27 protein-coding genes and 4 tRNA genes are annotated in these 23,433 nt (G+C 67.5%); 22 read left to right on the top strand and 9 right to left on the bottom strand.

Going from position 1 to position 23,433, the window contains the following annotated elements; translation table 11 throughout:
• The first annotated feature begins 19 nt into the window (after positions 1-19).
• Positions 20-1,630: a 2-succinyl-5-enolpyruvyl-6-hydroxy-3-cyclohexene-1-carboxylic-acid synthase gene (gene menD / locus AC0IX4_RS06305; RefSeq protein ID WP_056074344.1), complete on the top strand. Its 1,611-nt coding sequence runs from the start codon at positions 20-22 to the stop codon at positions 1,628-1,630.
• Here the strand turns inward: menD and AC0IX4_RS06300 are convergent.
• The gene (locus AC0IX4_RS06300; RefSeq protein ID WP_082518412.1) at positions 1,627-2,124 is read right to left on the bottom strand and encodes a DUF2505 domain-containing protein; all 498 of its coding nucleotides are present in this window, start codon (positions 2,122-2,124) and stop codon (positions 1,627-1,629) included. The genes menD and AC0IX4_RS06300 overlap by 4 nt on opposite strands.
• Positions 2,125-2,165: 41 nt before the next feature.
• Here AC0IX4_RS06300 and AC0IX4_RS06295 point away from each other — a divergent pair, with 41 nt between their 5' ends.
• From AC0IX4_RS06295 to AC0IX4_RS06280, 4 genes are all read left to right on the top strand, one after another.
• Positions 2,166-2,618, top strand: a complete 453-nt coding sequence (locus AC0IX4_RS06295) for a DUF3592 domain-containing protein (RefSeq protein WP_042574126.1) — start codon at positions 2,166-2,168, stop codon at positions 2,616-2,618.
• Positions 2,619-2,691: 73 nt separating this feature from the next.
• Positions 2,692-3,840 carry a glycosyltransferase family 4 protein gene (locus AC0IX4_RS06290; protein WP_471828433.1) on the top strand — a complete coding sequence of 383 codons (1,149 nt, stop codon included), beginning with the start codon at positions 2,692-2,694 and terminating at the stop codon, positions 3,838-3,840.
• A gap of 28 nt (positions 3,841-3,868) precedes the next feature.
• The gene (locus AC0IX4_RS06285; protein WP_082042977.1) at positions 3,869-4,573 is read left to right on the top strand and encodes a demethylmenaquinone methyltransferase; all 705 of its coding nucleotides are present in this window, start codon (positions 3,869-3,871) and stop codon (positions 4,571-4,573) included.
• Between the two features lie 62 nt (positions 4,574-4,635).
• Positions 4,636-5,631, top strand: a complete 996-nt coding sequence (locus tag AC0IX4_RS06280; RefSeq protein ID WP_042574065.1) for a hypothetical protein — start codon at positions 4,636-4,638, stop codon at positions 5,629-5,631.
• 5 nt (positions 5,632-5,636) lie between these two features.
• Here AC0IX4_RS06280 and AC0IX4_RS06275 read toward each other — a convergent pair whose 3' ends face one another.
• Positions 5,637-6,932, bottom strand: a complete 1,296-nt coding sequence (locus AC0IX4_RS06275; protein WP_471828432.1) for a geranylgeranyl reductase family protein — start codon at positions 6,930-6,932, stop codon at positions 5,637-5,639.
• An 80-nt stretch (positions 6,933-7,012) separates the two neighbouring features.
• Here AC0IX4_RS06275 and AC0IX4_RS06270 point away from each other — a divergent pair, with 80 nt between their 5' ends.
• Positions 7,013-8,053, top strand: a complete 1,041-nt coding sequence (locus tag AC0IX4_RS06270; RefSeq protein ID WP_056073833.1) for a polyprenyl synthetase family protein — start codon at positions 7,013-7,015, stop codon at positions 8,051-8,053.
• A 70-nt stretch (positions 8,054-8,123) separates the two neighbouring features.
• Positions 8,124-8,990: a zinc metalloprotease HtpX gene (gene htpX, locus AC0IX4_RS06265; protein ID WP_471828431.1), complete on the top strand. Its 867-nt coding sequence runs from the start codon at positions 8,124-8,126 to the stop codon at positions 8,988-8,990.
• Between the two features lies 1 nt (position 8,991).
• Here htpX and AC0IX4_RS06260 read toward each other — a convergent pair whose 3' ends face one another.
• Positions 8,992-9,483 (bottom strand): YajQ family cyclic di-GMP-binding protein, encoded by a 492-nt coding sequence (locus AC0IX4_RS06260; protein ID WP_471828430.1) that lies wholly within the window; start codon positions 9,481-9,483, stop codon positions 8,992-8,994.
• Between the two features lie 156 nt (positions 9,484-9,639).
• Here AC0IX4_RS06260 and AC0IX4_RS06255 point away from each other — a divergent pair.
• The 11 genes from AC0IX4_RS06255 to rplA all read left to right on the top strand — a co-directional run bounded on the left by AC0IX4_RS06255 (position 9,640) and on the right by rplA (position 14,558).
• Positions 9,640-9,722 (top strand) — tRNA-Tyr (locus tag AC0IX4_RS06255).
• Positions 9,723-9,881: 159 nt separating this feature from the next.
• Positions 9,882-9,954, top strand: a tRNA-Thr gene (locus AC0IX4_RS06250).
• Positions 9,955-9,989: 35 nt separating this feature from the next.
• A tRNA-Met gene (locus AC0IX4_RS06245) sits at positions 9,990-10,062 on the top strand.
• A gap of 98 nt (positions 10,063-10,160) precedes the next feature.
• A complete protein-coding gene (gene rpmG, locus AC0IX4_RS06240; protein WP_042574060.1) occupies positions 10,161-10,328 on the top strand; it encodes a 50S ribosomal protein L33 in 168 nt (55 codons plus the stop codon).
• Positions 10,329-10,581: 253 nt separating this feature from the next.
• On the top strand, positions 10,582-11,148 hold the full coding sequence (gene hadA / locus AC0IX4_RS06235) for a (3R)-hydroxyacyl-ACP dehydratase subunit HadA (protein WP_042574059.1): 567 nt from the start codon (positions 10,582-10,584) through the stop codon (positions 11,146-11,148).
• Complete coding sequence (hadB, locus tag AC0IX4_RS06230) at positions 11,138-11,566, top strand: (3R)-hydroxyacyl-ACP dehydratase subunit HadB (protein ID WP_056073830.1); 429 nt, start codon at positions 11,138-11,140, stop codon at positions 11,564-11,566. The genes hadA and hadB overlap by 11 nt, the downstream gene beginning before the upstream one ends.
• A gap of 122 nt (positions 11,567-11,688) precedes the next feature.
• Positions 11,689-11,764: transfer RNA gene (locus AC0IX4_RS06225), tRNA-Trp, on the top strand.
• Positions 11,765-11,873: 109 nt separating this feature from the next.
• On the top strand, positions 11,874-12,302 hold the full coding sequence (gene secE, locus AC0IX4_RS06220; protein ID WP_042574057.1) for a preprotein translocase subunit SecE: 429 nt from the start codon (positions 11,874-11,876) through the stop codon (positions 12,300-12,302).
• A 67-nt stretch (positions 12,303-12,369) separates the two neighbouring features.
• Complete coding sequence (gene nusG / locus AC0IX4_RS06215; RefSeq protein ID WP_042574056.1) at positions 12,370-13,221, top strand: transcription termination/antitermination protein NusG; 852 nt, start codon at positions 12,370-12,372, stop codon at positions 13,219-13,221.
• A 106-nt stretch (positions 13,222-13,327) separates the two neighbouring features.
• Positions 13,328-13,762 (top strand): 50S ribosomal protein L11, encoded by a 435-nt coding sequence (rplK, locus tag AC0IX4_RS06210; protein WP_042574055.1) that lies wholly within the window; start codon positions 13,328-13,330, stop codon positions 13,760-13,762.
• A gap of 76 nt (positions 13,763-13,838) precedes the next feature.
• Positions 13,839-14,558 (top strand): 50S ribosomal protein L1, encoded by a 720-nt coding sequence (rplA, locus tag AC0IX4_RS06205; protein WP_042574054.1) that lies wholly within the window; start codon positions 13,839-13,841, stop codon positions 14,556-14,558.
• 74 nt (positions 14,559-14,632) lie between these two features.
• On the opposite strand, the gene AC0IX4_RS06200 is transcribed toward rplA, so the two are convergent.
• The 3 genes from AC0IX4_RS06200 to AC0IX4_RS06190 form a co-directional block, all read right to left on the bottom strand.
• A complete protein-coding gene (locus AC0IX4_RS06200; protein ID WP_082518409.1) occupies positions 14,633-15,565 on the bottom strand; it encodes an alpha/beta fold hydrolase in 933 nt (310 codons plus the stop codon).
• Positions 15,566-15,580: 15 nt separating this feature from the next.
• Positions 15,581-17,572: a CocE/NonD family hydrolase gene (locus AC0IX4_RS06195; RefSeq protein ID WP_471828429.1), complete on the bottom strand. Its 1,992-nt coding sequence runs from the start codon at positions 17,570-17,572 to the stop codon at positions 15,581-15,583.
• A gap of 112 nt (positions 17,573-17,684) precedes the next feature.
• Complete coding sequence (locus AC0IX4_RS06190; protein WP_042574053.1) at positions 17,685-17,882, bottom strand: hypothetical protein; 198 nt, start codon at positions 17,880-17,882, stop codon at positions 17,685-17,687.
• A gap of 334 nt (positions 17,883-18,216) precedes the next feature.
• On the opposite strand from AC0IX4_RS06190, the gene rplJ reads away from it, so the two are divergent.
• On the top strand, positions 18,217-18,771 hold the full coding sequence (gene rplJ / locus AC0IX4_RS06185) for a 50S ribosomal protein L10 (protein WP_042574052.1): 555 nt from the start codon (positions 18,217-18,219) through the stop codon (positions 18,769-18,771).
• Positions 18,772-18,880: 109 nt separating this feature from the next.
• Positions 18,881-19,267, top strand: coding sequence for a 50S ribosomal protein L7/L12 (gene rplL, locus AC0IX4_RS06180; RefSeq protein ID WP_027504561.1), 387 nt, complete (start codon positions 18,881-18,883; stop codon positions 19,265-19,267).
• Positions 19,268-19,346: 79 nt separating this feature from the next.
• On the opposite strand, the gene AC0IX4_RS06175 is transcribed toward rplL, so the two are convergent.
• A complete protein-coding gene (locus AC0IX4_RS06175) occupies positions 19,347-20,042 on the bottom strand; it encodes a hypothetical protein (protein ID WP_471828428.1) in 696 nt (231 codons plus the stop codon).
• Entirely contained in the window at positions 20,042-20,677 is a 636-nt protein-coding gene (locus tag AC0IX4_RS06170; protein WP_235579578.1) for a sigma-70 family RNA polymerase sigma factor, read from the bottom strand. The genes AC0IX4_RS06175 and AC0IX4_RS06170 overlap by 1 nt, the downstream gene beginning before the upstream one ends.
• Before the next feature lie 95 nt (positions 20,678-20,772).
• On the opposite strand from AC0IX4_RS06170, the gene AC0IX4_RS06165 reads away from it, so the two are divergent.
• Positions 20,773-21,474, top strand: coding sequence for a CHRD domain-containing protein (locus AC0IX4_RS06165; RefSeq protein WP_056073823.1), 702 nt, complete (start codon positions 20,773-20,775; stop codon positions 21,472-21,474).
• Between the two features lie 13 nt (positions 21,475-21,487).
• Entirely contained in the window at positions 21,488-22,087 is a 600-nt protein-coding gene (locus AC0IX4_RS06160) for a class F sortase (RefSeq protein WP_471828427.1), read from the top strand.
• 9 nt (positions 22,088-22,096) lie between these two features.
• Here the strand turns inward: AC0IX4_RS06160 and AC0IX4_RS06155 are convergent, their stop codons facing one another.
• On the bottom strand, positions 22,097-23,272 hold the full coding sequence (locus AC0IX4_RS06155) for an acyl-CoA dehydrogenase family protein (protein WP_471828426.1): 1,176 nt from the start codon (positions 23,270-23,272) through the stop codon (positions 22,097-22,099).
• Positions 23,273-23,433: the final 161 nt, after the last annotated feature.

Here is a 23,433-nt window from a genome sequence, read left to right as displayed (position 1 = left end):
TTTGTGACACTCTGAAATGGTGAACCCGTCCACGTCTCAAGCCGTCGTCGTCGTCGACGAGATGATCCGCGGCGGCGTCCAGGACGTCGTGCTGTGCCCCGGGTCGCGGAACGCGCCGCTCGCGTTCGCGCTCGAGGCCGCCGACCGCGCCGGTCGCGTCCGCCTGCACATGCGTATCGACGAGCGAACCGCCGGCTTCCTCGCCGTCGGGCTCGCCGTCTCGGGGCGTCGTCCGGTGCCCGTGGTGATGACGTCGGGAACGGCGGTGGCCAACCTCGGGCCCGCCGTGCTCGAGGCCAATTACGCCCGGGTGCCGCTCGTGGTGCTCAGCGCGAACCGCCCCTACGAGATGTTGGGGACCGGTGCGAACCAGACCGTGGAGCAGCTCGGACTGTTCGCCGGTCAGGTGCGTGCGACCATCAGCCTCGGGCTTGCCGAGGAGTCCGACCAGGTCAACAGCCAGTGGCGATCCGCCGTCTGCCGCGTACTCGCCGCGGCCCGTGGAACTCGATCCGGCAACGCGGGCCCGGTCCACTTCGACATGCCGCTGCGCGAGCCCCTGACCCCGGACCTGTCCGACGGTCGGCCCGCGCCGGAGGGTCGCCCGGACGGCGCGCCGTGGACCACCACCCAGTACGCGACGCTCGACGTGCCGGTCGATCTGGATCTGACACCCGACACGGTCGTCATCTCGGGCCACGGTGCGGCCTACCGTCCGGAGCTCGCCGGCCTTCCCACGGTCGCCGAACCGACGGCTCCGATGCACGGTCACCCTCTCAACCCGCTGGCACTCGGTGCGTTGTCACCGCGTCAGGCGATCATCACCGGGCGTCCCACGCTGCACCGTCAGGTGTCGAAGGTGCTGGCCGACCCGGCGGTATCCGTCATCGCGCTCACCACGGGTCCGCGCTGGCCCGACGTGTCGGGCAACGTTCTCGCCACCGGTACGCGCGCACTCGTCTCGGGTGAGCCGTCCCCCGACTGGATCCGTCGGTGCGCCGAGGCGTCGTCGTCCGCCGACGCTGCCGTCCACTCCATGCTGGAGAGCGTCGGCACGTCGACCGGTCTGCACGTCGCGGCCGCGGTGTCGTCCGCGCGCCGCCCCGGTGACCTGCTCGTCCTGGGTGCGTCCAACCCGGTGCGCGACATGGCGCTGGTCGGATATCCCGCCGAGGACGTCCGAGTGCTGTCGAACCGCGGAGTGGCGGGTATCGACGGCACCGTGTCCACTGCCGTGGGTGCAGCGCTGGCCCACGACGGCCGCACCATCGCGCTCATGGGCGACCTGACGTTCCTGCACGACGCGTCCGGCCTGCTGATCGGCACCGGGGAGCCCCGCCCGAAGGACCTGACCATCGTCGTGGCCAACGACGACGGCGGCGGCATCTTCGAGTTGCTCGAGCAGGGCGATCCGCAGTACGCGGGCGTGTTCGAGCGAGTGTTCGGGACCCCGCACGGCATGGACCTCGCAGCGCTGTGTGCGGCGTATCGCATCCCGCATCGCCGCGTCGACACGGACGCTCTAGCGAAGGAACTCACCGGTCACGCCGAGGGAACTCGTGTTCTCGAGGTGACGACGGATCGGTCGGGGCTGCGCGACCTGCACGCGTCGATCCGCGCGACGCTCTAGATCTCGGCGAGGTACTCGCGTGCCTGCTTGCTCTCCGAGTGCACCATCTTGCCGATCATCTCGGTGACCATGCCCTCGATCTTGCCGCCGACGAACGGGACCTTCACCTCGGCCGTTCCCTTCAGGGTCAGGCGCGATCCGGTGCCGTGGGGAACCAGTTCGAAGGTCCCGCGCACCTTCGAGGTCAAGCCGGTCGATCCGCCCTCCAGGGTGCCGGATGCCCGGTCGCCCTTCAGCGGCCCCCAACTGTCCTTGCGGGTGATCACCAGATCACCGCGGATCACCTTGCGGACGAACCCGGGCAGCACCGACGCGCCGACTCCCTCCGAGATGACGACATCGAAGCCGCCGTCCGGACGGTGGGTGTACTCCACGCTCGCGTGATCGGACACCTCCTTGGTTCGCCTGTCCCACAACGCATCATCGGTCAGCGCGGCGTGAGCCCGCTCCGGTGTGACATCGAAGTCTTCGGTGAAATCGAATTTCCGCCCCATGGTGGACGAGGTTACCTGCCGCCGATCGTTAGCCTGTGCTGGTGAACCTCGCCGCCGAATCACGGGCTCCCGGCCCCTCGACCCGCACGCGGCGTCGACTGCCCACCGTGCTCGTGGTGATCGCGACCGTCGTCTCCGCTCTCGCGGTTCTGCTGGTGCTGGCGGCCTGGCGCAACGACCACACCATCTCCTCCGACGAGGGTGTCGCCACCGCCGAGGTGCTCTCCGCCGGACGACTGCGCTCCGCGGTCAGCTTCGTCACTCCCGACGGCGAGATGCACAACCCGAAACTCGGCGTGCTGTACCCGACCAACCTGATCGCCGGCCAACGCATCGACGTCGAGTACTCCCGGAGCGATCCGGATCTGGTGCGGGTCGCCGGTCGTGATGCGTCGGTGGCGGTGGTTCCGGCGCTGTCGGTGATCGTCGTGGCGTGGCTGATCGCGGGGCCGTCGGTGCTCCTGATCCGCCGACGAGAGCGCGCACAGACATAGGTTCGCCCGCGGTTCGCCCGTCCGTAACGTTCGCATCGCGTCGCGGTCGCCGCAGACCGGAACAGTGCACGGTGTGCGCATAGCCGTGATCGCCGAATCGTTCCTGCCCCAGGTCAACGGTGTCACCAATTCGATACTCCGGGTCCTCGAACACGCGGAATCCGCCGGACACGAGGCCATGGTCGTGGCGCCCGACACCCCGGCCGGTGTGCCGTCCGCACCCACCTCGCACGGGTCGTTCCCCGTGCTGCGGGTGCCGTCGGTGATGGTCCCCAAGGTCAGCTCTCTCCCGGTGGGCATGCCGAGCCCGGGGATGACGGCCGCGCTGCGGTCCTTCGGTCCCGACGTCGTCCACCTGGCATCGCCGTTCTCGCTCGGCGCCGGTGGGCTCGCGGCTGCACGACGGCTCGACGTCCCGGCTGTCGCCGTCTATCAGACCGATGTCGCAGGCTTCGCCGAGAGCTACGGGCTCGGACTGACCGCCCGCGCCTGCTGGGCCTGGACCCGGCGCATCCACAAGGGCAGTGCCCGAACGCTCGCGCCGTCGACGTCGGCGATGGACGCTCTCGCGGCGCACGGCATCCCGCGGGTGCATCGATGGGGCCGAGGAGTCGACACCGTGCGATTCGTCCCGTCGGCGAGAAGTGCGGAGCTGCGGGAGCGCTGGACCGGGGGAGCGGACTCCCTGGTCGTCGGGTTCGTGGGCAGGCTCGCACCGGAGAAGCACGTCGAACGTCTCGCCGTCCTCGACGGCATGCCGGGTGTGACGGTCGTAGTGGTCGGCGACGGACCGGAGCGCGCGCGCCTCGAGCGGGCGATGCCGTCGGCAGTGTTCCTCGGTCAACTCGGCGGCGACGACCTTGCACGGGCGTACGCGTCGTTCGACGTGTTCGCGCATCCGGGTGAGCACGAGACGTTCTGCCAGACCGTGCAGGAGGCTTTGTCGAGCGGTGTGCCGGTGATCGGTCCCGACGCCGGTGGCCCGCGCGATCTGGTCAGCCACTGCCGCAACGGGTACCTGCTCCCGGTCGAGCGCTTCGAGGAACTTCTTCCGAGCGCGATGCGGGCTCTCGCGGATCCCACGACGCGCGCGAGATTCGCCGCGGCCGCCCGCAAGTCGGTGCTGCATCGCACCTGGCCCGTGCTGTGCAACCAGCTCATCGGGCACTACGAGGACGTCATCGGCACGTCCGCGGTGAGCCGCCGCACTACCGCGGCCTAGGTGGGCGGAGCACACGTACTGTTCAGGTGTGGCAGCACATGGCTCCAGAGCTCAACTGGACAAGAAACCGCACGACGTCGCCTCCATGTTCGATGGAGTCGCCAAGCGGTACGACGTGACCAACACGGTTCTGTCCTTCGGGCAGGACCGCGGGTGGCGCCGTGCGACTCGTGACGCGCTGCGCCTGCGCTCCGGCGAGACGGTGCTCGACCTCGCGGCCGGAACCGGTGTGTCCACCGAGGAGCTGGGACGCTCCGGTGCATGGTGCGTCGCGACCGACTTCTCGAAGGGCATGCTCCGAGCCGGCCTCTCTCGCGAGGTACCGATGGTCGCGGGCGATGCGATGCACCTGCCGTACGGCGACGACGTGTTCGACGCCGCCACCATCTCCTTCGGACTCCGCAACGTCAGCGACCACGACGCCGGCCTCCGGGAGATCCTGCGCGTCGTGAAGCCGGGTGGGCGCCTGGTCGTGTGCGAGTTCTCGACGCCGGTGTTCCCGGTGTTCCGCACCGTCTACATGGAGTACCTGATGAAGGCGCTCCCGGCCGTGGCCCGGACGGTGAGCAGCAATCCGGATGCGTACGTGTACTTGGCGGAGTCGATCCGCGCCTGGCCCGACCAGGCCGAGCTTGCCGGTCGTATGAGATCTGCCGGTTGGGGACGCGTCCAGTGGCGGAACCTCACAGGCGGCGTAGTTACGTTGCACAGCGCTGTGAAGCCGATCGACTGACAAATGCACAAAACGTCCGCATAGGTCTCGATCAAGCGTGCTGATACGGCATGATTTGGCGCATGCCTGTTCCGGATTGGCTTCCTTACGCGACCCTCGCTGCATCGGCCGTCGCTGCCGGAGGAGCGGGGTGGGCCGTCGGCACCACGCGGATGCACCTCACCCGTGAGACGCGCCGGGCACGCGAACTGCGTACTATCCGCTCCGAGTTCACCCACGACGCCGGGCGCGACAGCGTCGAGGCGTCGTTGGTTCGTGACCAGGTCACCCAGCGGTACCAGGAACTCTCCGTCGCGTTGACGACGTTCCAGACCGCCTGGATCGAGGCCGTCCGTCGCCGCACGGCGGGCGTCGGTGCCGGGTTGCACGACGAGCTTCCCGCCGGCTCCGAACCCGACGACGGCCGACAGGCCGTCGAGGACGCGTACCGCGAACTCCTCCGGGTCTCGACCATCACCGTGGTCGTCGCCCGTCAACGCGTCGCACCGCTGCTCGAGATGCTGATGTCGCTCGATCTCCGCGTCCTGGTGCCCTACTCCACCACCGGTGCCATGCCCGGTCCGGCCGTGGAACGCCTGAACCGCGAACACGGTTTCCTCATCGAGATCCAGCGCCTGCTGCGCGATGCGATGCGCGCCGACCTGGGCCTGCTCGATGCCGGTGACCTCGGCCTGCTGATCATGGACACCAAGCGCGTCGTCGACACCCTGTCACCCGATCAGCGCTCCATCGGCTTCGGCGCGACCGAGCGCCGGATGGTCGAGTACCTCGTCGAATACGGGGTGAGCGTTCTCGCCGGCGGCAACGAGCGCGACTACACGATGGAAGCCGACCGGTTCACGTTCTACCAGTCGAAGGATCCGTCCCTCGCCGGTTCGGTGGAGGCCATCCTGGCGCTCTACGGAGCCGACCTCTCGCTTGCCGTCCACGCCGATCTGCGGGACGAAGCGCGGGTGCCGCTGCTGCAGCGGGTCGTCGCGACACTCGAGTGCGGCTTCCGGGACCGCGAGGGAGTGCGCCTCGACGACGGCACCGTCGTCTACGCCTTCCGTCGCTAGTCACCTCACATGAACGGCGGGCGGTCGTCGACCTTCACGGACGCGGTGCCGGCGGCGCGCCACGCACGCGCGACGACGTCGTGATCGGCGTCGGTGATCAGGTTGCCCATCACCCGCACGGCCACGGTCATGATCGCGCGTGAGCGCATGCCCACCGGTCCGGTGGCGGGCAGGAACCGCGGCACGGTGAGCAGCCCGGCCAGGCGTCGGGCGACGGAGAAACTCTGCCCGTAGTGCTCCCGGAGAACGGCGGGCCAGACCTCCGTCAGGTCGGCGTCGCCGAGGTGCTCGGCGATCAGTCTGCCGCCCTCGAGGCCGTAGTCGATTCCCTCTCCGTTGAGAGGATTGACGCAGGCGGCCGCGTCGCCGATCAGGGCCCAGTTGCGGCCCGCCACCGTGGACACGGCGCCGCCCATCGGAAGCAGCGCGGACTGCACGCGCTGGACTCCGCCGGTGAGACCCCACTCCGACTCCCGTTGCGATGCATAAAGATCCAGCAACGGACGCAGGGCTCCCGCGGCGGGACGCTTCGACGTCGCGAGGGTGCCGACCCCGACGTTGACCTCACCCGTCGCGAGCGGGAAGACCCACCCGTAACCGGCTTGCAGCACACCGCCCGCGTCCCGCAGTTCGAGGTGCGAGGTGATCCACTCGTCGTCGCTGCGGTCGCTCGTGACATAGGCCCGCGCCGCGACGCCGAAGGCCGTGTCGCGATGCCACGTCCGGCCCAGGATCTTGCCCAGGGGGGAGCGCACGCCGTCGGCGACGATCAGTGTCCGGCACGTGACGGACGTTCGTCCCGTCGACGTCTCGAAGATCACCTGTGCCACGCGGTCACCGCTCATCACCACGTCGACAGCCTTGGCGCCCTCGACCATCGTGGCGCCGGCCTCTACGGCGACGCGGCGGATGCGGTCGTCCAGTTCGGTCCGCGGGACCGCGCTGCCGACATCCGGGAGGGAGCCGCCCGGCCAGGGCAGCGTCAGTTCCTGGCCGAAGCCGGTGAGGCGGAGTCCGCGGTTGACCGCGCGGGAGCGCAACCACTCACCGAGTCCGAGGAGGTCCAGTTCGGCTACGGCGCGCGGCGTCAGACCGTCGCCGCACGTCTTGTCCCGCGGGAACACGGCGGCGTCGGCCAGCACGGTGTCGCGCCCTCCGCGGACGGCCCACGCCGCGGCAGCGCTCCCCGCCGGGCCCGCACCGACGACGAGAACGTCCGTGACCAGGTCCGAGCCGGCGGTGTCGGGCGCGGCGGACGTGTGTGCCGTCGGCGTCACACCTTGTCGGAGTCCATCGGTCATCCTTCCATCTTGCAGGCAGGATAGGTTGGGGGCGGACAGGGCGCCGTGCGCGGCGCAGCGTGGGCAATCGGACGACGGAAATGGGTGCGGGCACGGTGACCGACACGAGTGCGGGTACGACGAGTTCGACCGTGGTGGCGGGCGTCGACCTGGGAGATGCCGATTTCGCGGCGACGGTGCGCACATCCATGGCGGAGATCGAAGACCTCCTGGTTCGTGAGTTGTCCGACGGTGAGGACTTCCTCACAGAAGCCGCACTGCACCTCGCGAAGGCCGGCGGCAAGCGATTCCGCCCCCTGTTCACGGTGCTGACCGGGCAGCTCGGACCCAACGCGTCCAGTCCCGACATCGTCACCGCGGCCACCGTCCTCGAGATGGTGCACCTCGCGACGCTCTATCACGACGACGTGATGGACGAAGCTGCCATGCGGCGCGGCGTCGAGAGTGCCAACGCACGCTGGGGCAACAGCGTCGCCATCCTCGCCGGTGACTACCTCTTCGCCCACGCCTCGCGTCTGGTCTCGACGCTGGGGCCGTCCGCGGTGCGCACCATCGCCGAGACGTTCGCGGCGCTGGTCACGGGCCAGATGCGCGAGACGATCGGCAGCAAGCCCGACCAGGACCCGGTCGATCACTATCTGACGACGGTGTGGGAGAAGACCGGCTCGCTCATCGCGACCAGCGGCCGCTTCGGTGGAACGTTCTCCGGCGGAGACACCGAGCACATCGAGCGCCTCGAACGGCTCGGTGACGCCGTCGGTACCGCCTTCCAGATCTCCGACGACATCATCGACATCTCGTCCGTCGCGTCGGAAAGCGGGAAGACGCCGGGAACGGACCTGCGCGAAGGCGTCCACACCCTGCCCGTGCTGTTCGCACTGCGCGCCGAGGGCGACGACGGCGACCGCCTGCGGCACCTGCTCCGTGGCCCCGTCACGGACGACTCGGACGTCGCGGAAGCACTCGAACTGCTCAGCCGGTCGCCGGGTATGAGCCAGGCCCGCGCGACGCTGGACACCTACGCTCAGCGCGCCTTCACCGAACTCGACGCTCTCCCGCAGGGACCGGCGAACGACGCTCTCCGCCGGCTGGTGCAATACACCGTCGACCGCATCAGCTGACGGGAACTACCCGCGCCACCTCGTGCGTTGTCAGGGAGAACCCTGATATCGAGAGGTACGGCGAAAGACGATGAAGTTCGCGAACGGACTGAAGACGTTCGGCCTGATGGTCGGGATGTCGGCGCTGATCGTCTTCATCGGAGCCTTGTTCCAGAACTCGACGATCCTCGTGATCGCGGTCCTGTTCGCGGTCGGGATGAACGGGTACGCGTACTTCAACAGCGACAAGCTGGCGCTGAAGTCGATGCACGCGCAGCCCATCACCGAGGTCGAGTACCCGCAGATCTACGCCGTCGTCCGCGAGCTCGCGACTGCGGCGCACCAGCCGATGCCTCGCCTGTACATCAGCCCCACCAACGCCCCGAACGCGTTCGCGACGGGCCGCAATCCTCGTAACGCGGCGGTGTGCTGCACCACCGGAATCCTGGCGCTGCTGAACCAGCGTGAACTGCGCGCGGTGCTGGGCCACGAGCTCTCGCACGTCTACAACCGGGACATCCTGATCTCGTCCGTGGCCGGTGCCATGGCGGCAGTCGTGTCGGGGCTCGCCAACTTCGCCTTCTTCGCCAACATGTTCGGCGGCCGCGGGAACGGGCAGGGCGCCAACCCGCTGGCCCTGCTGCTCGTGTCGATGCTGGGGCCCGTCGCGGCGTCGCTGGTCAAGCTGGCGGTGTCCCGCTCGCGGGAGTTCCAGGCGGACCAGTCGGGCGCCGAGTTGACCGGCGACCCCCTGGCCCTGGCATCCGCGCTGCGGAAGCTGCAGAGCGGCACTCAGGCGGCACCACTGCCCCCCGAGCCTCAGTTGACCGCGCAGTCACATCTGATGATCGCCAACCCGTTCCGTGCGGGAGACCGGGCGAGCAAGCTCTTCTCCACACATCCTCCGATGGAGGAGCGCATCGCCCGGCTCGAGCGCATGGTCGGGCCCTACACCTGAGTCAGCGGTAGTTGACGTACTGCAGGGCGATGCCGAAGTCCTCGCCCTTGAGGAGCTGCTGAACGGCCTGCAGGTCGTCCCGCTTCTTGCTGCTGACGCGCAGTTCCTCGCCCTGGATCTGCGCCTTGACGCCCTTGGGGCCCTCGTCGCGGATCTTCTTCGAGATCTTCTTGGCGTTCTCGGTGGTGATGCCCTGCACCAGCGTGCCGGTGATCTTGTAGGTCTTGCCCGACTGCACGGGCTCGCCGGCGTCGAAGGCCTTGAGCGAGATGTCGCGGCGGATCAGCTTCTCCTTGAACACGTCGAGCGCGGCGACTGCGCGCTCCTCGGCGTCGGCGGTGATGACGATGGCTTCCTCGCCGGACCATTCGATGGAGGCCCCGGTGTTGCGGAAGTCGAAGCGTGTCGCCAGTTCCTTGCCCGCCTGGTTCAGCGCGTTGTCGACCTCCTGGCGGTCGACCTTGCTCACGACGTCGAACGACGAATCGGCCACGGGAAATCCTCCTGGATAAGCGATCGGTACTGCGACGACGGTATCGCGTCCTGCCGGTTTGCAATCCGGGGGTGCGGTCGTTGTATTCTGCCTATCGCACCTCGAAGGGGAAATCTCGCGGACTCACGAGAATCTTCGCCCGAGTCGTGCGATCACGGCAGATTGCCCGAGCGGCCAATGGGAGCGGACTGTAAATCCGTCGGCTTATGCCTACGTAGGTTCGAATCCTACATCTGCCACACCCGACGGACCCCGGTGAGAACCTTTGCCGGGGTTCGTCGCGTAGAACGAGGACGAAACGCCGAACGCAACGTCTGGACCAGCCAATTTGGTGCGAAGTTGCGGCACTGTGTAATGTCTTCGAAGGCTTCGACGCACGCCTGCCGTGCGCCGAACCTGCCCCCTTAGCTCAGTCGGTAGAGCGTTTCCATGGTAAGGAAAAGGTCAACGGTTCGATTCCGTTAGGGGGCTCGCGGGACCGAGCGCCTGCCGGCGTTCGGCACCGAGGCGGTGTAGCTCAGTCGGTAGAGCAAACGACTCATAATCGTTGTGTCGCCGGTTCAAGTCCGGCCATCGCTACTCGACAGGGACTCCGCCGCTGCTGCGCGCAGCGGGGTCCGGTACTCCACGACCTGCGCAGCACCCGCATCAACGTTCTACCGAAAGCAGGCATCGACGTGGCCTCCTCCACTGACGTTCGGCCCAAGATCACCTTGGCGTGCGAGGTGTGCAAGCACCGTAACTACATCACCAAGAAGAATCGCCGCAACGATCCCGATCGCCTCGAGATCAAGAAGTTCTGCCCGAACTGCGGAACTCACCGCTCGCACCGCGAATCTCGCTGATCGTTCGCACCTCGGCGCTGCCACACCCCACGGGGCGTGGCAGCGCTGACGCATGTTCGGGCGCAGTCCGCTTCGGCGCCGGTGATCCGAACTCCGCCGTGGCGATCTCGAATCCGATCGTCTCGACACCATTGTTCTCGAACTCGCCCGACAGACCCGTCAGGGAAATCGGCGGGGCCGTCAGGATCGCTGTCGGCCGACGCCCGCAGTCGCCCGTGGTGAGTTCCTCATCATCCTCGGGGGGGAAATCGACGTGACCGCCACAGCGTCCATCGAAGCAGTGTCCACGGAGTCGGGTGCAGGTCGTCCGGTCGATCCGGCAGCGCACACGGCCAGCAAGGTCGGCCATCACTACCGCATGCCCGACTTCTACGAGATCGGTCGCGAGAAGGTCCGTGAGTACTCCCGGGCCGTGCAGAACGATCACCCGGCCCACATCTCGGAGGACGCCGCAGCCGAGCTCGGGTACGAGCACCTGGTGGCGCCGGCCACCTTCATCTCCGTCGTCGGGATCATCGCGCAGAAGGCGATGTTCGACGAGGTCATCACCGGGTACGACCTGTCGCAGATCATGCAGGCGGATCAGCGGCTCGAGTTCCACCGTCCGATCGTCGCGGGAGACCGTCTGACCGTCGACGTGAGTCTGGACTCGTTCCGTCAGATGGGCGGCAGCGACATCATCATCACGAAGAACATCGTGACCGACGAGGCCGGCGACGAGGTGATGACGTCGTGGACGACATTGGTGGCACGCAGCGGCGGTGGGAGCGATCAGGATGCTCTCGACATGGCGAAAGGTGTGATGAAGCATGACGCGTAGACATTTCGACGAGGTCGCGGTCGGTCAGGATCTCCCGTCCCGGACCTACGAGCTCACGCGCGGCGATCTGGTGAACTACTCGGGCGTCTCCGGAGACCCCAATCCCATCCACTGGAGCGATCCTGTCGCGCGGACGCTGGCAGGCCTGTCCGACGTCGTCGCGCACGGCATGTTGACCATGGGTCTGGGCGCGGGATTCGTCACGGACTGGTCGGGCGATCCCGGTGCGATCACCGAGTACAACGTGCGCTTCACCAGTCCTGTGCTGGTGAAGGAGACGGAAGCGTCGAAGGTCGACTTCACCGGCAAGATCAAGTCCGTGGACGTCGAGGCGCGCACGGCCGTCGTCGCGATCACCGCGAAGTCGGCGGGGAAGAAGATCTTCGGTCGCGCTGTCGCCACCGTTCGGTTGGGCTGAGACGGCGTTCCTCGTCTGCTGATTTCGGGGGTGTCCCCGTGTGCAGTACACTGAGATTTCCGTCGGTCGTACGGCGCTCTGCGCTGTCCGTCCACGGGTCGAACCGGCTCCGGCCGGGTCGAAGGGGCGTAGCTCAATTGGTAGAGCAACGGTCTCCAAAACCGTAGGTTGCAGGTTCAAGTCCTGTCGCCCCTGCCACGTCCGGACGTTCCTCGTCCGGATCGCGGCGCAGATCAACCGAGTGCAGAAGACCTTCACGCGTAGACATCCTGGCGTGCAGCCCTGCCGATGACCGAGAGGAACGTTCGTGAGCGATCCGCGCGACAGCAGCTCCGACGGGTCCGAGGACCTCGCCGGGGGCGACGCAGTCGACGCCGGCAGTGCTGCCGGGAACGGTGACTCCGCGGCTCGTCCGTCCGGTAAGCGTGCGGCACGTCGATCACGTCCCGCCGGCGACTCGTCGCCGTCGAACACCACTGCCGGGAAGTCGGTGGCCACCGCGTCACGCGTGGCCGGTCGCACACGGGCCGAAGCGACGCCGAAGATGAACGTCTTCAAGCGCCTGCGGAAGTTCCTGCGCGAGGTCGTCGCCGAGCTGCGCAAGGTGATCTGGCCCAACCGCAAGCAGATGGTCACCTACACCGCAGTGGTGTTGGTGTTCGTGACGTTCATGGTGGCCTACATCAGTGGGCTGGACCTGGCGTTCATCAAGGGAGTCCAGTGGCTGTTCGGCTGATGCCGGACCTGCACGACGACGACCGCCCGAGAACGACCGGAACGAATACAGGAAGCGAGTGCCTTTCGTGAGCACGCCCCATAACGACGCCACCGAAGTGGCCGCCTACGACGCTCAGGTCGAGGCGACCAAGCAGGGCCTCGAAGCGGAGCAGGCCGCACAGGACCGCGAGACCGACGAGGCCATCGCGGCCGACGTGGCAGCAGCAACCGGCCAGGACGTCGACACCGACGCCGCCGAGGCTGCCGACACCGAGGATGCAGTCGTCGCGGACGACGCCCCCATCGATGCAGAGCCCGTCGACCCCGTCGCCGAGATGAAGGCTGCGCTCCGACGCGCGCCCGGCGACTGGTACGTCATCCACTCGTACGCCGGATACGAGAACAAGGTGAAGACCAACCTCGAGACCCGTGTCCAGAACCTCGATGTCGGTGACTACATCTTCCAGGTGGAAGTTCCCACCGAAGAGGTCACCGAGATCAAGAACGGCCAGCGCAAGCAGGTCAACCGCAAGGTTCTGCCCGGATACATCCTGGTGCGCATGGAACTCAACGACGAGTCCTGGGGTGCGGTCCGCAACACCCCCGGCGTCACCGGATTCGTCGGTGCCACCTCGCGTCCGTCCCCGTTGACCATCAACGAGGTCGTGAAGTTCCTCATGCCGCAGGAGGACAAGAAGAAGGCCACCGCGGGAGCCGGCACGTCCGGCGAGACCGGTGGCGACACGTCGTCGAAGCCGACCATCGAGGTCGACTTCGAGGTCGGCGAGTCGGTCACCGTCATGGACGGACCGTTCGCGACGCTCCCCGCCAGCATCAGCGAGGTCAACGCCGAGCAGCAGAAGCTCAAGGTGCTGGTGTCCATCTTCGGCCGTGAGACACCGGTCGAGTTGGGCTTCACCCAGGTCTCCAAGATCTAGCTCCGACGCCTTCCGGCGTCGAGGAGTCAAGGATCCGCGACCTCCCCGAAACTTGCAGCCGTACCGCAAGAAATCCGAGAATCACGCAACAACCTAGGAATTACAGATGCCCCCCAAGAAGAAGAAGCTAGCCGGGATCATCAAGCTTCAGATCCAGGCCGGTCAGGCCAACCCGGCACCTCCCGTGGGCCCCGCCCTCGGCCAGCACGGTGTCAACATCATGGAGTTCTGCAAGGCGTACAACGCCGCGACCGAGTCGCAGCGTGGAAACGTCGTGCCGGTGGAGATCTCGGTCTACGAAGACCGGACCTTCGACTTCAAGCTGAAGACGCCTCCCGCCGCCAAGCTGCTGCTCAAGGCAGCCGGCGTCGCCAAGGGTTCGGGCGAGCCGCACAAGACCAAGGTCGCCACGGTGACCATGGATCAGGTGCGCGAGATCGCCAAGACCAAGGCGGAGGACCTGAACGCCAACGACATCGACCAGGCCGCGAAGATCATCGCCGGTACTGCTCGCTCGATGGGCATCACAGTCCAGGGCTGATTGAGCCGACCAGCATTACGTGGGAGAGCCGGCCAGGCTCGTCAACCACGCTCGTACACAACGAACGGATATCACCATGGCAAAGCGCAGCAAGGCCTACGAGGCCGCAGCAGCGAAGATCGACCAGGACCAGCTCTACTCCCCGCTCGCCGCTGCCAAGCTGGCGCGCGACACGGCGTCGAGCAAGTTCGATCCGACCGTCGAGGTCGCGATGCGTCTCGGCGTCGATCCCCGCAAGGCGGACCAGATGGTGCGCGGCACCGTCAACCTGCCCCACGGCACCGGTAAGACCGCCCGCGTCATCGTCTTCGCCGCAGGTGCGAAGGCCGACGAGGCTGTCGCAGCTGGCGCGGACGAGGTCGGCGCAGAGGACCTGATCGAGCGGATCCAGGGCGGATGGCTCGACTTCGACGCTGCGATCGCCACCCCTGACCAGATGGCCAAGGTCGGCCGCATCGCCCGCGTTCTCGGACCGCGTGGCCTGATGCCGAACCCGAAAACGGGCACGGTCACCAACGACGTGACCAAGGCTGTCAACGACATCAAGGGCGGCAAGATCAACTTCCGCGTCGACAAGCAGGCCAACCTGCACTTCGTCATCGGCAAGGCATCGTTCGACGACGCCAAGCTGGTGGAGAACTACGGCGCTGCGCTGGACGAGATCCTGCGTGCGAAGCCGTCGTCGGCGAAGGGCCGTTACGTCAAGAAGATCACGGTCTCGACCACCACCGGACCGGGCATCCCGGTGGACCCGAACCGTACTCGCAACCTCCTCGAGGACGACGCGAACGCCTGATTCGTCTCCGTAGCCACGAAAGGCCGGTATCCCGTGAGGGGTACCGGCCTTTCGCGTTGTCGGGCCCGCCAGGCTCAGGCCTTGGCGGTGTTCTCCAGGATCGCCCCGATGACTCGGTCGACGAGGGCATTGGGGATGTCGTGAGCCATGCCGTCCACGAGCACGAGTGTGGAGCCCTTCACAGCCTTCGCGATGGCCTTGCCACCGGCCGGCCGGACGAGAGGATCGGCTGTCCCGTGGATGACGACGGTCGGGGCGGTGATCCGTTTCGCGTACTTCGCCAGGCTGCCCGTTCCCGTGATGGCGGCGAGTTGGCGCACGATGCCCGCGGGGTAGTAGCCGCGGTCGTATGCCTCGGTGGCGTCGGCGACGCGCTCCTCGCGGGTGGTGGGGAACTGCTTGCTGCCGATCGTCTGGAACGTGGTCGCCTGGTGCTCGATGATCTGCTGCCGCGTGGCGTTCTTGGGCGGCGGCTTCAGTAGCGGGGCGAGGGCGCGGATGTCCGGCGGCGGGAGGAACGGCTCGTTGGTGCTCGAGAACAGGATCGACACCGACAGGATGCGGTCGGGGTGCTGCCCGGCGACCACCTGCGTGATCATGCCGCCCATCGACGCGCCGACGATGTGAGCCTTGTCGATGCCCAGGTGGTCGAGGAGACCGACGGCGTCGCCGGCCATGTCGACGACGGTGTACGGAACCGTGCTGGGTCGCCCCAGTTCGTGGCGGATCAGGCGGAGGAGGGGGTTGCCGGTGACCCGGGCGCCCTCGATCTTGCTCGACAGTCCGATGTCGCGGTTGTCGAAGCGGATGACGCGGTAGCCCGCATCGATGAGCTTGCGGCAGAACGGCATCGACCAGGTCAACAGCTGGCAACCCAGGCCCATGACGAGCAGGACGGGCGGGTCGTTCACGTCGCCCATGTCCTCGTAGGCGATCTCGATGTCGCCCACCTGCGCTGTGCCGACTCGTACGTCGACGTCCGAATCGGCGTGGCGTCCTTCGGTCATGGTTCTCTCATTTCCTTACCAGCCGGGCTCACCGAGCAGCGGCAACGTGATGAAACTGGGGTTCTCCGGATCGATCGCGACGTCCTGTGCGCGCCACCGGGTGCGGAGGCGGTCGGGGAGTATCGGTACGAAACGCGGTGCATCGGCTGCGAAGATGTCGAGCCTCAGGCGGTGTCCGGGGTGCAGGACAGCTTCCGTCGACAGTAGTTCGATGTCCAGGACGATGCTGTCCCCAGGGACCACCGGAAGCAGGGATTCGCGGGTCAACGGGTGATGGGCGACGAGGTAGTCGCCGTCGTCCGTGAGGGTGCTCGCGTCGTCGTCGATGGCGCGACGGGAGGCGAGCAGCGCGCCGTTGGTCAGGACGGTCGGTGTTCCGTCGGGGGCGACGTCGCACAGCATCACCGCCCACATCGCCTCACGGGCGCGCGAGACGGTCCGGAGGTGGACGTTGGCCGGTCCCGAGTAGACGACCGTGTCGACGACGGGTGGTGTGGTGAACGTCAGTGCGTCGCCCTCCGCGAACCGGTTGTCGTAGGTGAATCCTCCGCCGAGCACCGCGGGCACACCGGCCAGGACCTGCGTGGTGTCGCGAGAGACGACGGTGCGGAACCCCGGTTTCACCGTCAACCGCGCCGTGTCGGTCGGCGCCTCGAAGTGCAGAGATCCGTCGTGCCGGCTGTGTGATGCGGTCCCGGACGAGTCGGCGCTCAGGTAGAGGCGCCGAGGCACGGCGGCGGGCGCCGGGAACCGGCCGTGGGCCTCCCATCCGCCGCCCTGCTGACGCAGCGTCACCGGGCCGTAGCGGTCGATGCCGTTGTCGATGCCGCGCAGCCACTTGTCGAACCATGCTCGTTCGAGCACGTCGAGACGCGGTGGGAACCCCGGTTCCCCGAAACCGATGCCCGGATTGCCGTGGTATCCGTCGCCGACGAGGAGTTGCTTGCGGCCGCGCTCCACGGTCAGCCGGTTGTACATGTCGGGGGCGGCGCCGCCGAAGATGTCGTGCCAGCACCCGTACAGGAAGGTGGGGACGGAGATGTCCTCGATGCGCGGGTCGATGGTGTCGAAGGACGGGTCGTCGTAGATCCGTGGGTCGGACCCGGTGAGGAAGCCGTTCACCAGATTGCTGATATTGGTTGCGGGAGAACGCAATCGGTCCGCGAGCCACGCTCGGCCGCCCCGTGCGAGCAGCCGCGGTGTCGGAACCCACTTGAGAGTGTTGACCGCGGTGAGCCACAGCGGGATGAACAGGGACGGAGCGCCGCCGGTCGCGAAGATCTCCCGGACGATGTCCTCGGACCCTTCTACGGCGAACACCGCGTCCGGCCCGGCGGACCCTGCGGACGCGGCCTGCAGCGAGTTGATCGCGGAGTAGGAGATTCCGGCCATCCCGACGCGGCCGTCACACCACGACGACTGACGGATCCACTCGAGGATCTCCAGGGTGTCCAGTTGCTCGCGGGGCCCGAGGGTGTCCCAGACGCCGCTCGACGAGCCCGTTCCACGCGCGTCGACGATCACCTGGACGTACCCGCTGCGTACCAGCAGGCGGTTGACCGTCAGAAGGTCGGCGGCGCCGCCCGCGATCACGCGGGTGATCTCGGAGATCCCGTCGAACGGAGTGCCGGTGAAGTCCACGGCACGCGAGGCCGACCGCAGCGCCCGGCCGATCACCGGAGCGGCGAGCACCGCGTCGACGGAGTCGAGAAGCACGGAGTTGTACGGGGTGATGTTGAGGACGACGGGAAAGCGGGAGTCCACGGCGCGGCCGGACGAATCGGCGGGCGAGATCACGATGGCTCTCAGAACCGCACCGTCGGTCATCGTGACGGAGGCGCCGCGGTCGATGTGGACACGGGCGAACTCCGGCGCAGCTGCGACGAGTTCCGCCCACGCACGACCGTCGGCGCCTCCGGAGGGGTCACGACGAGAAGGCTCGAGGGGTACGGCAGGGAGTGGGACCAGCTCGGGTTGCACGAGTGCATGGGCCGGTCGCGTCGTCATGACAGTCGAGTCAACCTCATGACCGTGACCGGCGCCCTACAACACGCCATTCCCTGCCATTCGACAACCGGCCTGCTCACCGGTCGTCGAATGTCACGAAAGGGTGCGGTATCTACTTTCCGCCCTCGGGTGTGCCCTCGCTGTCGCTGAAGAATGCCCACTCGCCGTCGTGTTCGACTTCGAGTCGCCATCCCAGTTCGGCGTCGTCCGACTTGCTCTCCTTGAACCAGGTGTGGGCATCGGTGGAGTTGGTGATCTCCTTCGTGTCGACTACGGATCCGGTGGGGTCGAGTACGCGGTAGTTGGCCATGCTCGTGGTGTTCCCGCGCGGCCGGTGTTCCAACCTCGGGAGCCTCGGCAGCGGTGATTTGGGCTGCTGTACGACCCCGGGGTACTCTTCTCGACGGACCTCACCTCGTGTGGGTTCCACCTGATCTGTTCCACCCAAGACCGTTGGTCATCGTCCGCTCTCCGGAGAAGGCGATTGAAGGTCCGGCCGAGCCGGCGACCCACGCAGGAGGACCGAGGACCAGGAATCCGTGCAGGCTTGCCCTGCATGCATTCTCACGCCCCGTGTGCCCTGCACCGGGGCGTTTCGTCTTTTCCGGGCCAGGCCGACTCGAAGTAACGAGAGGAGGCGAAGTATGGCAAAGGCTGAGAAGGTATCCGCAGTAGCGGAGATCTCCGAGCAGTTCAAGGGCGCCACGGCGGCAGTCGTCACGGAATACCGTGGACTGTCGGTCACCCGTCTGACGGAGCTCCGTCGGGCCCTCGGTGCCGGAGCTACGTACTCCGTCGCCAAGAACACCCTGGTCAAGCGTGCCGCAGCTGATGCGGGCATCGAAGGCCTCGACGACTTGTTCGTCGGTCCGACCGCCATCGCGTTCATCGATGGTGAGCCGGTCGACGCTGCCAAGGCGATCAAGCAGTTCGCCAAGGACAACAAGGCGCTCGTCATCAAGGGCGGCTACATGGACGGCCGCGCGCTGTCCGTGGACGAGGTCAACAGGATCGCGGATCTCGAATCCCGCGAGGTTCTGCTGGCCAAGTTGGCCGGTGCGATGAAGGGCAACCTGGCAAAGGCCGCAGGCCTGTTCAACGCTCCCGCATCGCAGGTCGCACGTCTCGCGGCCGCACTGCAGGAGAAGCGTGCCGCAGAAGAAGGCGCATCTGCGCCGGAAGCTGCAGCTGCCGAATAGCTGATCCGCAAGGACTGCACTCCCCGAAGGACGGCCGGTCCCCGGCTTTCCCTCATCCAACACCCTGTCCCCGGATCGGCGACAAGGACTCAACGGAAGGACCGCCACCATGGCGAAGCTCAGCACCGAAGAATTGCTCGACCAGTTCAAGGAGCTCACCCTCCTCGAGCTCAGCGAGTTCGTGAAGGCATTCGAGGAGACCTTCGAGGTCACCGCTGCTGCCCCCGTCGCCGTTGCTGCTGCCGGCGGAGCTGCTGCTCCCGCCGAGGCTGCTGAAGAGCAGGACGAGTTCGACGTCGTCCTCGAGGGCGCCGGCGACAAGAAGATCCAGGTCATCAAGGTCGTCCGTGAGGTCGTTTCCGGCCTCGGCCTGAAGGAAGCCAAGGACCTCGTCGAGAGTGCTCCGAAGGCGATCCTGGAGAAGGTGGACAAGGCTTCGGCCGACGCCGCCAAGGAGAAGCTCGAAGCTGCCGGCGCGAAGATCTCCATCAAGTGATCTAGCTCCACAGCGCGAGAGCGGCCGTACCCCTCGGGGGTACGGCCGCTTTTCTCGTTTCTCGGGACGGTGCGCCAGGTCAGCCCACGGTGGGCAGTGCGGCGCGGGCGAGAAGGTCTCCACCCGCAGCCCGGATCTCGATCTCCGCGACGTCGGGACGCAGGACCGCCGCGTTCATGCGGCAGTCGATGGTCACGGAGCTGCCGAGGAAGCTGCCCGAGGAACGATCCGCGCCGGTGCGGTCCACCAGAACCACCTCGAACGCTTCGTCGACCGGGACACCCTGCATGTCCAGGACCGTCTCGGTGCCCCACGTGTGAGCAACCAGGCCGCCGTCGACACTGACGCCGGGACTCGACGCGGTGAAGTCGATCGCCTCGAAGGCGCCCAGCTCGCCCGGTGCCCCCTCGACCTCGGGCGCGGCGACGGTGAGATCGGCGGATGTACCGGACTCCCCCACGACACTCTGTACACCGAACACCCCCGCGACCCCGACAGCGATGCCGGCGGCGACAGCGACCACGGTGGCGCGGCGTGGACGTGCCGACGACCGGACCACCCGTCGACGGAGCAGGTCGCCGGGGTGATCGTCTTCCCACACCAGTCCTGCTGCCGGGCTCAGCGATGCGACGGTCTCCCGCATGTCGCGGATCTCGTCGGCCACCGTCGGCTCGGCCGCGACCAGGGCGCGGAGTTCTTCCTTCTCGGAGTCGTCCAGATCGTCCGCCACCGCGGCCGCGATCAGTTCCTCTCGTCGCGGATGTCCCGGAGTCATCAGGTCTCCTGACCGTCGAAGTGCGCGCGCAGGGCACGCAGTGCGTAGTAGGCGCGGGTGCGCAGGGTGCCGATCGCGACGCCGGTGTCCGCCGACAGCTCCGCGTAGGACAGGCCGGTCAGGTGGATCGCCACCACCACCTGGCGATGTTCGGGCGACAAGGTGGCCAGGCCTTCCACCACCCGCATCCGGGTCAGAACGTGATCGCTGCGATCGGGTTCCACGGCATCGTTCTCCGCCACCGGGATCGACGCGACCACCGGAGTGCGGCCGCGCGCCCGCAGACTGTCCGTGACGACGTTGCGTGCGATGGCGAAGAGCCAGGTCCGGGTTCCGCCGCGAGCCTCGTCGAATCTGTCCCGCGCTCGCCACGCACGCACGAAGGTCTCCTGCACGCAGTCCTCGGCGGCGACACGATCGTGCAACACGTTCAGGGCGAAACCCAGCAGGGACGACCCGTGGGCGTCGTAGGCGGCGGCGAGGTCGAACGGTGTGCTCTCGCGTGACCGGAAGATCGTCAGCGTCGGCTCCCTCGATGTCGGGGGAGCGGTGTCGTCCGCCGGTGCCCGTGCAGGACGAACCCTACCCATCGTCGACGCCGCTGCGACCTCCATGGTGGGTGTACGTCGAGACACGCAAACTCGTTCGATCGACTTGAACGGATCGGACGTACCGGACGTATCCCCTCTCGAAGGACGTCCGCGCATCCCGATCGGAAGGTACGACCACCATGACGACACGCACTGCACGAGGAACGATCATCGTCGCCGGAGGCGCCGCGGCGTTCCTCGCGCTCACCGCGGCCCCCGCAGCAGCCGAGACACCGGTCGGCGAACCGTCGTCGTTCACCAGTGCCTTCACGGCCATGGCCACACCGGACCAGGTCCTGAACGCGGACGGCGTCGCGACGCCGGGTGAGCCCGGCGCGACCGGCACGTTCACGTTCCGCATCAACTCGGACGAGAACATCGTCTGCTACGACATCACCCTCGAGGGCGTCACCGGCGACTACATGTCGCCGGCGAAGACGGCGACGCACATTCATCAGGCAGCAGTGGGTGCTGCGGGCCCGCCGCGCATCGCATTCCCGAACCCGTCTCCGGTCGGCGACGGACCTCGCACCAGCAGCGGCTGCCTGCAGGGGCCGTTCACGACCGGCGTGATGGCGAACGGTGCCGACACCGGAACGAACTTCGATCTCGCGGCCATCGAGGCGAACGCCGCCGGGTTCGCCGCGGACAGTCACACCACCGCCTTCGCCGCCGGCGCGGTGCGCGGACAGCTGACCCCGATTCCCGTCGGCGGTGTGGAGACCGGTGCCGGTGGGTCGGTCGCCGAGTCGTCGACCGCGACCGTCGCGGGTGCCGGTGCCGCCGTGCTGGGTGTGGCAGCCCTCGTCGGGCTGGGCGTCGCCCGTCGGCGGAACTCCTGATCGACCGACGCGGATGAGATGGTCGACGCGCGCGAGCGCGTTCCTCCTGACGGGGCTGGTGGTCGCCTGCGCGCGACCACCGGCCGCACCGCCCACCGAGACAGCGGTGTCCGTGACGTCTCCCGCTGCCACCACTGCGTCCGAGACGGGGCCTCTCGTCCCGGCGCGGGTGTCGGCACCCGAGATGGGTCTGGACGAACCGTTGATCGAGCTGGGGCTGAACTCGGACAACACCATGGCGGTTCCCGAGGATTACGACGACGTCGGATGGTTCACCGGCGGCGGCCGCCCCGGGCGTCCCGGCGCGGCCGATCAGGTCGGACCCACGGTGCTGGCCGGTCACGTCGACTCGACCACGGGCCCTGCCGTGTTCTTCCGCCTCCGCGATCTGTCGGTGGGAGACGACGTCACGGTGACCACGACGTCAGGCGTCCCCGCGCGATATCGGGTCACGGATATCGGCGACTACGCCAAGTCCGAGTTCCCGACCGCACGCGTGTTCGGTGCCGTCCCGCGTGACGAGATCCGACTGATCACGTGTGCGGGAGTCTTCGACGACGACGCGGGGTCCTACGAGAACAACCTCGTCGTCTTCGGCACCCGCGTGGGGTGATGCGACACCTCAGGCCAGAGAGAAGTTCTCGCCGCGGTGGTAGGCCGCGAGGGACGATTCGGTCTCGCGGATCGACGGCGGGTGGAACGCGAACGCCGACACGACGGACTGCAGGTACGCGATGTCCGGGTCGGTGATGAACGCGATGCCGCCCAGTGCTGTCACGGCGGCATCGACCGCACGTCGCAGTGCGCCTCGGAGCGCGATGCGGCAGAACAGCAGTCGAGCCGAGATGTCGGCGCCGCGCTCACCGGAGTCCATCGCGGCCGCGACGGCCTCGAGAGCCGCGATCGACGACTCCAGCTCGGCTGCCGCCGACGTGTAGACGGAATCGGTGACCTTGGGGTGGCCGATGAGACGCTCCACCAATGCCGTTGCCGCACCGATGTATCCGGCGGAGGCGAGGATGCCGAACCACAGGAAACCCGTCAGTTCGTGTGCGCCGTCGGGGTCGTCGAGAGCGCCGACCATCGTCAGCGACACGGGAACTCGCACGTCCTCCAGGACGACTTCCTCGCTCTCGGCGCCGGCGAGCACGTGCGTGGTCCAGAACGGTCTGACCGAGACGCCGGGCATCGACGCGGGGATGAGCGCGACGGCCTTACGGGTCTTGCCGCCCTTCTTCTCCCGCGTGGCGACGCTGGCCGCGAGGAAGTCCATCGACTTCGACAGGCTGCACGGCTTCTTGCTGCCGTTGACCACGTAGTCACCGTCGTCGTAATAGGCGTCGACCGACGGGACGAGCGTGCTTCCCGCGCCTTCGGCGAACCCCGAGGCGATGATCGACTTCTGTTCGATGAGACCCGCCACGAGGGGCAGCTCGTCCTCCGGGCCCGCGAGAGCGATCTCGATGATGGTGGCGATCGACAGGTGGTGCATGGTCACGGCGGCGGCGAGGGACGGCGACAGCGCACCGATGGCGCGGTGTACCCGCAGAGCCTCGACGGCAGTGGCGCCGAGCCCACCGAGCGATTCCGGTGCGATCAGTCCGCAGCCGCCGGCATCGCGGAAGGTCGCGATCGCGTCGCTGCCGGGTGCCTCGAGGACGGACAGCGGGGTGGCCTCGAGATAGTCCGCGAGTGCGGGGAGCAGGCGCCGGAGCGTGGCACGCTCGACGAGCATGGATCGCGGGGACGTGACGTCGGAGCCGGTGCGAGGCTGCTCTGTGTCGACGAGAGTGGACATGTCGTGTCCTTTCGGGGGCTGAGAGAACGGTCGCTCGGGACGCGGCGAAGGACGCCGTCCGGCTGAGGACGTCTCTGACGTTCACAAGTATTCGGCGTCGGGATCGACCGCGATCGGGCCTTCCTCAACCGCTGTTGTATCCCACAAGAGGGCCTGTCATC

The sequence above is a fragment of the Rhodococcus sp. AC861 genome (assembly GCF_979256035.1).
The sequence above is the reverse complement of the archived record's forward strand: the minus strand, read 5'-3'. Positions and strand labels throughout refer to the sequence as shown.